Annotated in this window: 11 protein-coding genes; 9 read left to right on the top strand and 2 right to left on the bottom strand. The window is 64.0% G+C overall.

The features are described from left to right. Positions 1-165: 165 nt before the first annotated feature. On the bottom strand, positions 166-819 hold the full coding sequence (locus tag QC821_RS03375) for a histidinol-phosphatase (RefSeq protein WP_309716977.1): 654 nt from the start codon (positions 817-819) through the stop codon (positions 166-168). Positions 820-967: 148 nt separating this feature from the next. On the opposite strand from QC821_RS03375, the gene QC821_RS03370 reads away from it, so the two are divergent. After that, positions 968-1,459, top strand: coding sequence for an RNA pyrophosphohydrolase (locus QC821_RS03370; protein WP_309716974.1), 492 nt, complete (start codon positions 968-970; stop codon positions 1,457-1,459). Positions 1,460-1,513: 54 nt separating this feature from the next. Then, positions 1,514-3,775, top strand: a complete 2,262-nt coding sequence (ptsP, locus tag QC821_RS03365) for a phosphoenolpyruvate--protein phosphotransferase (protein WP_309716972.1) — start codon at positions 1,514-1,516, stop codon at positions 3,773-3,775. Between the two features lie 15 nt (positions 3,776-3,790). On the opposite strand, the gene QC821_RS03360 is transcribed toward ptsP, so the two are convergent. Then, positions 3,791-4,567, bottom strand: a complete 777-nt coding sequence (locus QC821_RS03360) for an NRDE family protein (protein WP_309716969.1) — start codon at positions 4,565-4,567, stop codon at positions 3,791-3,793. Positions 4,568-4,679: 112 nt separating this feature from the next. Here QC821_RS03360 and QC821_RS03355 point away from each other — a divergent pair, with 112 nt between their 5' ends. From QC821_RS03355 to QC821_RS03325, 7 genes are all read left to right on the top strand, one after another. After that, a complete protein-coding gene (locus tag QC821_RS03355; protein WP_309716966.1) occupies positions 4,680-6,071 on the top strand; it encodes a response regulator in 1,392 nt (463 codons plus the stop codon). A 77-nt stretch (positions 6,072-6,148) separates the two neighbouring features. Then, a complete protein-coding gene (gene lgt, locus QC821_RS03350) occupies positions 6,149-6,940 on the top strand; it encodes a prolipoprotein diacylglyceryl transferase (protein ID WP_309716963.1) in 792 nt (263 codons plus the stop codon). Between the two features lie 78 nt (positions 6,941-7,018). Then, positions 7,019-7,873 carry a thymidylate synthase gene (locus tag QC821_RS03345; protein ID WP_309716960.1) on the top strand — a complete coding sequence of 285 codons (855 nt, stop codon included), beginning with the start codon at positions 7,019-7,021 and terminating at the stop codon, positions 7,871-7,873. Between the two features lie 13 nt (positions 7,874-7,886). Next, on the top strand, positions 7,887-8,435 hold the full coding sequence (locus tag QC821_RS03340) for a dihydrofolate reductase (RefSeq protein WP_309716957.1): 549 nt from the start codon (positions 7,887-7,889) through the stop codon (positions 8,433-8,435). A 298-nt stretch (positions 8,436-8,733) separates the two neighbouring features. Next, positions 8,734-9,543, top strand: coding sequence for a ProQ/FINO family protein (locus tag QC821_RS03335; RefSeq protein WP_309716954.1), 810 nt, complete (start codon positions 8,734-8,736; stop codon positions 9,541-9,543). 485 nt (positions 9,544-10,028) lie between these two features. Continuing rightward, a complete protein-coding gene (locus QC821_RS03330) occupies positions 10,029-11,153 on the top strand; it encodes a porin (protein ID WP_309716951.1) in 1,125 nt (374 codons plus the stop codon). 327 nt (positions 11,154-11,480) lie between these two features. Next, complete coding sequence (locus QC821_RS03325) at positions 11,481-12,596, top strand: extracellular solute-binding protein (protein ID WP_309716948.1); 1,116 nt, start codon at positions 11,481-11,483, stop codon at positions 12,594-12,596. Positions 12,597-12,733 lie beyond the last annotated feature (137 nt).

Below are 12,733 nucleotides of genomic sequence, written 5' to 3'. Positions count from 1 at the left end.
CGACTTTATGCTCAGTCGATTGGCCATAAGGTATCTCTTTGGTCAGGGCTGGGTCGAAATGGGCCGATAAATCATTGGCTTACAACGAAATGCGCCGCACCAAGCAAATGGTGCGGCGCAATATCATACGTTAGTCGTAGTCTCGGCGGTGGCGTACGGCTCTATTCAGCGCAGGCTCATGATCCGCCAGTTTCGTGCCTGGGCAACCTCGCGCAGGATATCATCGGGGTCCACTGCCACCGGGTGGTCGACCTGCTCCAGCAGCGCCAGGTCATTGTGCGAATCGCTGTAGAACCAGGCACCGTCCAGCGTCAGGTCGGTGTGGGCGAGCCATGCCTCGAGGCGCTCGACCTTGCCCTCGCGGTAGCTGGGGGTGCCCGAGACACGTCCGGTGTAGCGGCCGTCGACGATTTCCGGCTCCACGGCGATCAGGTGGTCGACGCCGAGGCGTTCGGCGATCGGCCCGGTAATGAAGCGGTTGGTGGCGGTAATGATCAGCAAGGTGTCGCCGCGAGTGCGGTGACGCGCCAGCAGTTCCTCGCCCTTGCTCAGAATGTTCGGCTCTATCTTGCTGGCCATGAACTGCTGATGCCAGGCGGCGAGCTGCTCCGGGGTGTTGTCGGCCAGCGGTTTCAGGGCGACCTCGAGAAAGGCATGGATATCCAGGGTGCCGGCATCATAGTCGCGCATGAAGCGCTCGTTGGCCTCGCGGTAGCTCACCGGATCCACGGCGCCCTGCTCGAGCAGGAATTCGCCCCAGGCGTGATCGCTGTCGATGCCAAGCAAGGTATTGTCGAGATCGAAGATGGCCAGACTCAAGGCGCGCTCCTAGGGTGAGGGACAAAACAGCCGCCGATTATTGCAGAGTTGGCGGCCCGGCAACAACGCCGAGCGCGGCAAGCGTATTGATGGGGTTTCCGGCTTTGTGGAAGAATGGCGTCAATAGTGGATTCATAAGGTGACGTCCGTGATCGACGCTGACGGCTTCCGCCCCAACGTTGGCATCATCATTGCCAACCGCGAGGGCCAGCTGCTTTGGGCGCGTCGGGTTGGACAGAATGCGTGGCAGTTTCCCCAGGGAGGCATCAAGGCTGAAGAGACACCGCAGCAGGCGCTGTATCGCGAGCTGGAAGAAGAGATCGGCTTGACCGCTGCCGATGTCGACGTGCTGGCCTGCACCCGGGGGTGGCTGCGCTATCGTCTGCCACGACGCATGATAAGAACGCATTCGCGGCCGGTATGCATCGGCCAGAAACAGAAGTGGTTTCTATTGCAGATTCGCTGTCAGGATAGTCAGATCTGCGTGGATACTACCGCCAAACCGGAATTCGACGGCTGGCGCTGGGTCAGCTACTGGTATCCACTGGGCCAGGTGGTGCCCTTCAAGCGGGAGGTCTATCGCCGCGCGCTGCGCGAGCTGGCTCCTCGCGCGCAGCGGTTGGCGCTGGGTGAAGACTGACCCCGCCAGCGGCACGACATTCAGGCCCCGCGGGGCCCCATAAGAAGAACGCTTATGCTCGATGTCCTTCGCCGCATTGTCCAGGAGGTCAACAGCGCCCGCACGCTGGAAGCTGCGCTGTCGACCATGGTGCGCCGCATTCGCAAGGCGATGCGCACCGATGTCTGCTCCTTCTACCTGTTCGACACCGACCAGCAGCGGCTGGTGCTCAACGATACCATCGGCCTGCACAGCCGCGCCGTGGGCCAGGTGTCGCTGCGCCTCGGCGAGGGCCTGGTGGGCCTGGTCGGCCAGCGCGAAGAGCCGCTCAACCTAGAGGATGCGCCCAGCCACCCGCTGTTCCGCTATTTCGAAGAGACCGGCGAGGAGCGCTACTCGAGCTTCCTCGGCGTGCCGATCATCCACCAGCGGCGCATGCTCGGCGTGCTGGTGGTGCAGCAGCAGGACAAGCGGCGCTTCGACGAGGGTGATGAAGCCTTCCTGGTGACCATGGCCGCGCAGCTGGCCGGCGTGCTGGCCCATGCGTTGGCTACCGGCGGGCTGACGCGTGCCAGCCGTGGCGACGGCCAGGCGATGTTTACCGGGGTTGCGGCCTCGCCGGGCATGGTCATCGGCGAGGCGCTGGTGATCTCGCCGCCGGCTGATCTCGACAACGTGCCCGACCTGATTCCCACCGACGTCGACTACGAGATCAAGCGCCTCAAGGACGCCATATACCGGGTGCGGGACGAGATCCGTGCGGCCGGCGAGCGCCTGGCCAGCCGCATCAGCGCCCAGGAGCTGGCGCTGTTCGAGGTCTACCAGGAGATGCTCAGCGAGGCGGCGCTGGGCCAGGAGGTCGTGAAACGCATCCGCGAGGGCCAGTGGGCCCCCGGCGCCCTGGCCGATGTGGTGCGCCGTCATGTGCAGTATCTCGAGCGGGTCGACGACAACTACCTGCGCGAACGCGCGGCGGATATCCGCGACCTGGGGCGGCGGGTGCTGGCGCATCTGCAGGAGGAGTCGCCGCAGACGCCTGATACATTCGCCGAGCGCACCGTGCTGGTCGGCGACGAGATCAGCGTGGCAACGCTTGGCGAAGTGCCCCGCGACAAGCTCGCCGGGCTGGTCTCGGTGCGCGGCTCGAGCACCTCCCACGTGGCGATCCTGGCCCGGGCCATGGGCATTCCCACGGTGCTGGGCATGGTCGATCTGCCGCTGCCGCGCCTCAATGGCGCCAAGGTGGTGCTCGATGGCCACCGCGGCCGCCTGTTCGTGCGCCCCGGCGCCGAGCTGGAGAGCCACTACCGCGCGCTGATCGCCGAGGAAGACGCACTGACGGCGGTGCTCGAGCACGAGCAGGACCTGCCCAGTGAGACCCCCGACGGCTACAGCATGCCGCTGATGGTCAATACCGGCCTGGCGGTGGACGCGGTGGCGTCACTCAAGCCGCGTATCAGCGGGGTGGGGCTGTACCGCACCGAAGTGCCGTTCATGATCACCGAGCGTTTCCCCGGCGAACAGGAGCAGATTCGCCTCTACCGCGACCAGCTCGAGAGCTTCGCGCCGCTGCCGGTGGTAATGCGCACCCTGGATATCGGCGGCGACAAGGACCTGCCGTACTTTCCCATCGACGAAGCCAACCCCTTCCTCGGCTGGCGCGGCATCCGCGTGACTCTCGACCATCCCGAGGTGCTGATGGTGCAGCTGCGCGCCATGCTCAAGGCGTCCGAGGGGCTCGACAATCTGCAGGTGCTGCTGCCGATGGTCACCAACGTCGACGAGGTCGACGATGCGTTGCGTCTGCTAGACCGCGCCCTGCAGGAGATCGCCGAGGAGGGCGTCAGCGTGCCGCGGCCCAAGGTTGGGGTGATGCTTGAAGTACCAGCCACGCTTTATCAGCTCGCAGCGCTGGCAGGGCGGGTCGATTTCTTCTCGGTGGGTAGCAACGACCTGACCCAGTACCTGCTGGCCGTGGATCGCAACAATCCACGTGTCGCCGAGCTGTACGACGCCTGTCACCCGGCGGTGCTTGCGGCGCTGGATCGCCTCGCCAAGGAGTCGGCCGCGCTGCGGGTGCCGGTGTCGCTGTGCGGTGAGCTGGCCGGCGATCCGGCCGGCGCGCTGTTGCTGATGGGCATGGGCTTCGATGCGCTGTCGATGAACGCCCCGAGCCTACCACGAGTGCGGGCGGCGATCCGTCGCGTGCCGCTGGCTGCAGCACAGTCGCTGGTCAGCGAAACGCTGGCTCTTGAGTCGCCGGCCAAGGTGCGTGCGCACCTCGCCATGCGGCTTGGCGAGTGGCAGTTGGCGCATCTGCTACCGCCACGCGATTAGGCTGAGCGCCTAGCGTCAGATGTCGAGGAGCAGACATTCGCTGGTTTCGCCGGCGGGCGTGCCGCCGGGACCGAAGCGCCGCTCGGTGATGTCGATATGCCCGTCGGCGTGCCAGCTCAACCAGCTGGTAGCTCGGGTGCCATACGCCTCGCCGATGATGAAGGGCGGCGACAGGAATCGCTCCAGCGCCTCTCCGACGCCAGTGTCCGGCAAGCGTGCCGGGTCACTGATGGGGTGGTGCTCGGCCATGGCGGCGAGGGCGTCTGCGGGCCAGCGGCCGCCGTTGAGGCTGGCGGTAAGCCCCGCCTTGGCCAACTGCAGCTTGGGCCAGGGCGTCTCGAGATCGGCATTGGAGAGCCCGTAATGCCCTGGCGAGAGCGACTGCAGCATCAACCGACCATAGCCGCGATGCAGATGCCACAGCTGTTGCGCATCGCCGGCCAGCAGATTGAACCCTCCATACTGCCAGGCGTCGCCTTCGGCGAGCCGTGCGAGCCAGCCCGACAAGTCATCGCTGAGTAGTGCCTGGCGCACCAGCTCGCCACGACTGGGGGTGTTGTCGGCAACACTAATACGCGGGTCGCGAACATTGGTGACCGCAGCCATGCGGCCACCCTGGTGCAGGGCCAGCCAGCTGCCGCCGGCCACCAGGTCGCGCCCGCCGAGAATTGCGGGGGTGTCGCCCCAGCGAGCCAGCGGCGCGGTAGGCCGGGCGTAACGTTCATCACGATTGGCAATGAGTCGCAACGGCACTGGGTCGTCGGGGCAAAAGGCGAAAGCGATCAGGCACATTGCATCACCATACCGCGCCGACAAGGTGTTACAAAGCGCGAAGTAGCACATCATGACAGGCGCTGCGCATTTTCGTAAACTCAACTTCCTTCGACGATTCACAGGGATGAGAATGCGAGTCGATAAAGTCACCGATAGCCTCTGGCAGCGGGTCATTTGGCCGCTGTTGTGGCCGCTGCTGGCGGCGCAGTTCGGCGTGATGCTGCTGTGTTTGCTGGCCTGGTTATTGATCTGGCAAATGGACGCCCAGAGCAGTGCTGGTTGGCACAACCTGAGCTGGCTGCTGCTGGCACTGGCGGTAGGCACCAGCCTCAGCGTGGCGACGTTTCTGCTGATGCTGCGCCAGCGCCTACAGCAGTGGGAGAGTGCTCTGGGCGTGCCCTACGAGCGTCTCGAGCGGCTACTAGGCATCATTCACGGCGACTTACCCTCTTGGCTCAAGTCCGAGCGGGTGTTGCCCCTCGCGGATGCGGCTGATGGACCGGTGCATCGCCTGGAGCGACTCCTCGATGCCCTCGAAACCCTGATGGAGCGTGTCGCTGAGCGGCCGCGTTTTGCCACCATGCTGAATCGCCTGCCGGTGCCGACCTTCATTGCCCGGGATGGCCAACTGGTCGAAGCCAACGGTAGTTTCGAACAATTGGTAGGGCGTAGCCTTACCGAGCTGCGCGGTCTCGAGCTTGGCTATCTGATTCGTGCCGACAACAGTGCCGAACTCGGTAGCCAGATTGCCGAAGTAGTCCGCATCAACGACAGCCAGGGCGGGTATCGTACCTTTCGCCTGATGTCGCTGGATGATGGGCATGGCCACCGCATGGGGCTGCTCGAGGACATTGTCGACCAGCAACAGCAGCTCGCGCAGCTGACGCTGTCGCGGGATCGCGCACGCGAGGAGTCGCGCCTCAAGAGCCGCTACCTGCAAGTGCTGCAGAAGGAGCTGGGCGAGCTGATGCATACGCTGCAAGCGCCCGGGCAGCCGACGCCGCGGTTGCTGGAGCAGCTCGCCGATCTGGAAACCCTGGTCACCAACCTGGTGGAGGAGCCGCAAGCCCTGGGCGCAGCGGGGGCGATGCGCACCGCGGTTCCGCGCGAGACGCCGACCGCCCGCCGCGACGAGGCGCTCTCATCTCAGGCGCCGCGGGTGCTGATCGTCGACGACGGCCCGGTCAATACCATGCTGGCCCGGCAGGTGCTGGAGGCCGAGGGCATGTGTGTGGACAGTGCCCGTGACGGCGAAGAGGCACTGCGCCTGCGCGAGCAGTCTCGCTATGATCTGGTGTTCATGGATATCTACATGCACGGCCTGGACGGGGTCGAGACAAGTCGTCGCTGGCGCGAGGCAGAGCGCCAGCATCGCAGCGTCCTGGTGGCGCTGACCGCCAATGCCAGCGACAGCGACCGCCAGCGCTTCTTCGCCGCCGGCATGGACGATTATCTCGCCAAGCCGTATCGTCCCCAAGCCTTGGTCGACATGGCGCGTCGCTGGTTGGCGAAACATGCTTGACCGCCCAGGCTATGTACGCAAAGTCGGCGAGCGATAGCGATTTTCGTATACAGCCCAACTTATCGAGCAGGAATTAGATGAATTATCCCGATATCGATCCAGTCGCCATCTCGCTGGGACCGCTGAGCATTCACTGGTATGGCCTGATGTATGTGATCGGCTTCGTTGCCGCCTGGTGGCTGGGGTGTCGACGCGCTGCGCGACTCGGGCTGACCCGCGATGACATCGGCGACCTGCTGTTCTACTGTGCCATCGGCGTAGTGGCAGGTGGCCGCCTGGGCTATGCGCTGTTCTACGGCATGGGCCGGCTGATCGACAACCCGCTATGGCTGTTCCAGGTATGGGACGGCGGCATGAGCTTCCACGGTGGCTTGATCGGCGTGCTGCTGGCGGCACTCTATTTCGCCCGCAAGAAGCAGCTGGCGTTCTTCACCCTGACTGATTTCATCGCACCGCTGGTGCCGATCGGTCTTGGGGCAGGGCGGCTTGGCAACTTCATCAACCGCGAACTGCCGGGGCGTGTCACCGAGCTACCCTGGGGCATGCCGTTTCCCGGCCTCGGGCCTGAGTCGCGCCATCCGTCGGCCCTTTATGAGGCGATTCTCGAGGGCCTGGTGCTGTTCGTGGTGCTGTGGATCGTATCGGCCCGCCCGCGCCAGCGTGGCTTGATCTCCGGGCTGTTCCTGTTGTTGTATGGCGTGTTCCGTTTCGCGGTGGAGTTCGTGCGCCTGCCGGATGCGCATATCGGCTTTATCGCCTTCGGCTGGGTGACCATGGGCATGCTGTTGACCCTGCCGATGATACTGGCCGGCGCGGCGCTGATCGCCTGGTCGCGGCGCCAGCCGGTCGACCAGCGGCTGCCGGGCTGAGCCGAGCGGTCAGCACTTTCAACGCCGGGTGCCCTGACGATGAGGGTGGCCCGGCCCACTTTCCAAGATGGCAAGCGCGTGACACAAGCTCCTCAACACCCAGTTTCCGAGCGGCCGGCGCCAACTGCCCCTGCCCTCGAACAACCCTATCTCGACCTGATGCGCCAGGTGCTGGCCCAGGGTGTGACCAAGCACGATCGCACCGGGGTCGGCACACGCAGCGTGTTCGGCCACCAGATGCGCTTCGACCTGGCGCGCGGCTTTCCGCTGGTCACCACCAAGAAGCTGCACCTGCGCTCGATCATCCACGAGCTGCTGTGGTTCCTGTCCGGCGACACCAACATCCGCTATCTCAAGGAGAACGGTGTCCGCATCTGGGACGAGTGGGCCGATGCCAACGGCGACCTGGGGCCTGTCTACGGCTACCAGTGGCGTAGCTGGCCGCGGCCGGATGGCGGCCACGTCGATCAGATCCGCCAGGTGGTCGAGCAGATCCAGCGTAATCCGGACTCGCGGCGGCTGATCGTCTCGGCCTGGAACCCGGCGCTGGTCGATGAGATGGCGCTGCCGCCGTGCCACGCGCTGTTCCAGTTCTACGTCGCCGGAGGCCGGCTCTCCTGCCAGCTCTACCAGCGCAGCGCCGATATTTTCCTCGGCGTGCCGTTCAATATCGCCAGCTACGCGCTATTGACCTGCATGGTGGCGCAGGTCTGCGGCCTCGAGCCGGGGGAGTTCGTGCATACCCTGGGCGATGCCCACCTCTATTCGAATCACCTCGAGCAGGCCGAGCTGCAGCTCACTCGTACCCCGCGTTCGGCGCCGCGGCTGGTGCTCAATCCTGAAGTGCGGGATCTGTTCACCTTTCGCTTCGAGGACATTGCCATCGAGGGCTACGACCCGCATCCGCATATCAAGGCCGAGGTGGCGGTATGAGCGAGGTGGCATTATGAAAGAGCAGCGTTTCGAGACCATGGTGCCGGTGGCGATGATTGCCGCCATGTCACGCAACCGTGTGATCGGCGTCGACAACCGGCTGCCCTGGTACCTGCCGGAGGACCTCAAGTTCTTCAAGGCCATGACCCAGGGCAAGCCGCTGGTAATGGGGCGCAAGACCTTCGCCTCCATCGGCAAGCCGCTGCCGGGGCGGCTCAATATCGTGGTAACCCGTGACGGCGACTTTGAGCATCCGGGGGTGCGGGTTTGCCACGACCTGGAGAGCGCCCTGGACCTCGCCGACCAGCAGGCGATCATCGACGGCGTGGAGGAGATCATGGTGATGGGCGGCGGGCAGATCTACGCCCAGGCCATGCCCTACGCCGCGCGCCTCTATCTCACCGAGGTCGACCTCGAGGTGGAGGGCGATGCGCGCTTCCCCGAGTTCGACCCGGGCGAGTGGCAGGAGTGCCAGCGTGTGCCCGGCACGCCGCGCGAAGGCCAGCCGGCCTATGCCTTCGTCGAGTATCGGCGTCGGGATGCCAGCCCCGTCCAGGACTGATCCGTCGGCGGCGTGTGCCTTCGGCTTTAGCGAGGGGCGCCGGGGACAGGGCGAAGAGGAGGTTTGCGCCATGGATGGCGCAAGATAGCGCCCAGGGATGGGTTTACAGCGCCTCCTCGTAGTCCTGTCGACGGATCAGCCCCGAGCGGGTATAGGCCTCGGCGTATCAGGCAAAAGCGGTATCAAGGCATTGGCTTGGCCGGTGTAATGCCATCCTGGCTCGCCGCATTGTCAGAATGCCAAAGCTGGCACACACTTGAGGCTATGATCACGTGAGATGCGCATGGAGGGCGACGCCTTGAACGACGATCACACCACGGCACTGCTCAGCGCCCTGGAGCAGCGCGCCGAGTATGGCCTGGCTGCACTGCGCGAGGCACACACCACCATTGCCGAGCTCGAGCGGCGGCTGGCCGAACTCGAGGCCGACAATCAGCGCCTGCAGCAGGAAGTCGCGGCTCGCGAGCCCGCTGCCAGCCCGCGCAGCCAGGGCCTGGCCGCGCTGATGTCGCGGCGCCCACGGTTTGCTGCCAGGCATCACGATCCCGCCACGCCGGCCCCGGCGCAACAGTCGCAGCCGCAGGCCACCCCCCGCTCGCCGCAGCCGAAGGCCGCGACGGCGCCTGAGCCCGTCGCCCCTGTCACCGAGACCACGCCAGTGGCAGAGCGCCAGGACGAGCCCCAGAGCCGCCTGCCTATCGGCGAGGCGCCGTCCCCTCAGGCATTGCTCGATGAGTGGTACCAGCGCTACCCGCAGACCTTCTTCAAGGGCCACACCCGGCCGCTCAAGGTCGGTATTCACGAAGACCTGGTAGCCCGCGAACCCTGGCCCGACAAGCTGGTACGCCGGGCGCTGGCCTGCTATGTGCATTTGCCGCGCTACTTAAAGGCGGTGCGCACCGGCGCCGAGCGGGTCGACCTCGACGGCGCCAATGCTGGCGATGTGAGCGACGGCGAAGCGCGTTACGCCCGCCGCCAGCTCGACGAGCTGCGCGCCCAGAACCGTACCCGCAAGGCGCAGAAGGCCGAGCGCCAGGCCCAGCGCGAGAAGGAAACCCGCCTCGAGCAGAAACTCGGCCAGCTGCTGGCCAAGCACGAGCAGCGCTGAATCTGCAGCGCCTACCAGCTTGACCCATGACAAGGCGTTGATGCCTCGCCGCAGGCGGGGCTTGCATGTCGCCCGCGACCCGGCGAAGATAGCCAGCGCTGGTTGCCGCAGGCGCTGTAAAGCACTTTGTAGGCGTGTCTGGATTCTCCATCAGCAAGCGCCGTCGGTATGGCGATGAGCTCGACGGAAAGGCCAGGATTCGCTGGGCAGCCCGGCGTCATGGGCTTCAAGGTGGTGGCGTGACGCTGACGCAGGGTAAAAGTTCCATGGATTCCGTGCATCGAGATTGGAAACAGTGTTTTTTCTTGTTGCGTTCCCGGAAATCCCGGTATAAGGTTTGACCTGCGAGCATTGGAATATAACAAGGCTTCGCTCAGGTGGCGGTCTCGGCCATTATGCCTCGGCAGATTGGCCAGGCGCACCGGGAAAGCCGACTGCATATGCAGAAACGATCGAAACAGTAAGCTAGTTAAGGACATATCGCGATGAAAAAGACACTGTTAGCGACTGCTATCGCCGGCGCCCTGGGCGTCTCCGCTGCTGCTCAGGCAGCTACCGTTTACAGCCAGGACGGCACTGAAGTTGACGTCTATGGTCGTATCGTTATCCAAGCTGTTACAGGCGGTGAAGAAGGTACTGAAGTTAAGGAATCAGGCTCTCGCATTGAGAACAATGGTTCTCGCCTGGGTTTCCGTGCCCGTAACGAAGTGAACTCCGACATGTCCGTGTTTGCCAACATGGAGTTCCGTTTCAACGGCGCAGCTCGTAGCGGCGGCCTGACTGATACTCGTCAGAGCTTTGTTGGCGTGCAGAGCCAGCAGTTCGGTCGCGTCTGGGTCGGTAACTTCAACAGCATCTACTACAATGCCGTTGGCTCCGTGTTCGACGTGCCGGAAAATGATGGTTGGACCACTTTTGGCAGCGTAGATAACAGCTCCCACGGTAACTCCCTGGCCTACTCTACCCCGGTGCTGGAAGGCTTCCAGGCTCACCTGCAGGTCAAGCACTACTCTGGTAATGATCAGGAGCAGGGTGCTGGCGACAACAGCTCTACCACCAGCTCTCAGGCAGCGGTAAGCTATACTTGGCAGGACCTGTATATCGCTGCTGGTTACGACCAGAACCGTGATTACAACCGTGTCGATGGCCCGGGTCATGCAAGTGGCGATGGTGTGGGCGATGAGCTAGCCAATGCTGGTCGTCACTCCGACGAGGCCCTGTGGGGTGTTGTTGCCTCTTACCAGTTCACTCCGGCCTTTAGTGGTCGCCTGGGTTACGAGACCAGCAGCTCCAACGATTCGCGCCTGGAAGAAACCACTGGTGATGCTCAGTTCCAGTATCTGGGCCGTGACATCGTCAGCGTCGGTGCTACCTTCGACTACGGCATGGGCGAGATCTACGGCCAGTACGCCCGCGTTAGCTGGGACGACACCGAGGCGACCGGTAGCATCAGCTCTTCCAATCAGTGGATGCTGGGCGCCAACTATCGCTTCAGCCAGCCGATGTACGTCTTCGCCGAAGTCTTCGATGCCGATTTCGATCGTGACGATGCCATCAGCGATCTGAACGACGATCTGCAGTACACCGTGGGCGTTCGCTACGACTTCTAAGTCTAGCTTTCCCACTTGAGTCGCCTAGCGGCTCGCCAGAAGCCGGCCCCTTGTGGGCCGGCTTTTTAGTGCCTGGCGATTGCTCACTGCACTCGGCCCACCGCACTCCTTCTATCGCGCATATAGCGTTGAAACCTCACCCTCCGCGCTTCTCGCCTTTCTGCTTGCCGCTGCTATGCTGAACCCAGCTCGTTGAACCGTCATTCAATTGTCATCTCCCGGTCATCGAGTCGAGCAGACAATCACAACAAGCGCTGTGTGAAAAGGCGCCGAGAGTAGGCGGTCGTTGGACCACGCGTAATAACCACTGTGTTCAGGAGAATCTCCATGTCGATCTCGCGTCGTCGTTTTCTGCAGGGAACGGCTGCGGCCGGGGCGGTGGCCGCTGCGCCATCCTTCTATATCAACAAGGCGCTGGCTCAGGGTGAGCCGCTGCGCATCTATGCCTGGGCCGGCTACTTCAGCGACGAGATGCTCGCCGATTTCACCGACAAGACCGGCATCCGCGCCACCTTTACCCCCTACGGCACCAACGACGAGCTGATGAACTCGCTGCGTGCCACTGACGGCTCTGGCTTCGACGTGATCATGCCCACCGTGGATCGGGTGCCGGGCTACCTCGACTACGACCTGATCCAGCCGCTGGACGAGTCGCGCATCAACTGGGACGGCGCCCTGCAAAGCGCCATCGAGGGCTCCGAGGTGGGTGGCGTGGTCGATGGGCGTCGCTACTTCGCGCCCAGCGATTGGGGCACCGAGGCGATCGCCTATCACCGCCGCTTCGTCGATATCGACCGCGAGACCCTGAGCTATGCCGACCTGTGGAATCCGGACAACGGCCAGGGCGTGACGGTACGCGGCCACTCGGCGCTGGTGGGTATCGGCCTGTGGCTGGAGCGTGAGGGCCGGCTGCCGTTCCCGATGCTGGAGTCCTACCGCAGCGAGGAGGCGATGCGCGCCAACTTCGATGTGATTCTCGAGGAGGCGGTCAAGCACAAGAACCTGCTGGTGCAGTTCTGGGACACCGAGAACGAGGCCCAGGCGGCGTTTCGTACCAACGGTGCCATCATCGGCCAGACCTGGGACAGCACCGCCTTCCGCCTCAAGCAGGAGGGCGAGGACATCGCCTACGCCGCTCCTCGTGAAGGCGCGCTGGCGTGGATGGAGGGCTTCGTGATTCCCAAGAACGCCCAGAATCCAGACGCCGTCTACGAGCTGATCAACTGGTACTACACCCCGGAGGCCGGCGCCATGTTCGTCGAGGCCACCGGCTACAACTCCACCTCGGTGGGCGCTGCTGATCTGCTGCCGGAGGAGACCCGCCAGTTCTTCCGCGACTCCTATACTGACGCCGACCTCGAGAACCTGTGGTGGTGGCCGATCCAGGAGCCGTGGTACGTGACCCTGCGCAACGAGTACCAGGATCGTTATCTTTCTGCATGATTGGATATGGCGCTAAGGCAAGTGTGGGAGAGACTTCAGTCTCGATGGGGTAGGGGGGATCAGCCCGGCAGCGCTACGCGCTGCAATCGCGAATGAGTTCGCTCCCACACTGGGTATGGCGCCCCTGGCAAAAGTGG

Source organism: Franzmannia qiaohouensis, from assembly GCF_031451695.1.
GTDB classification, from domain to species: domain Bacteria; phylum Pseudomonadota; class Gammaproteobacteria; order Pseudomonadales; family Halomonadaceae; genus Franzmannia; species Franzmannia qiaohouensis.
This window is presented reverse-complemented; position numbering and strand designations above follow the sequence as displayed.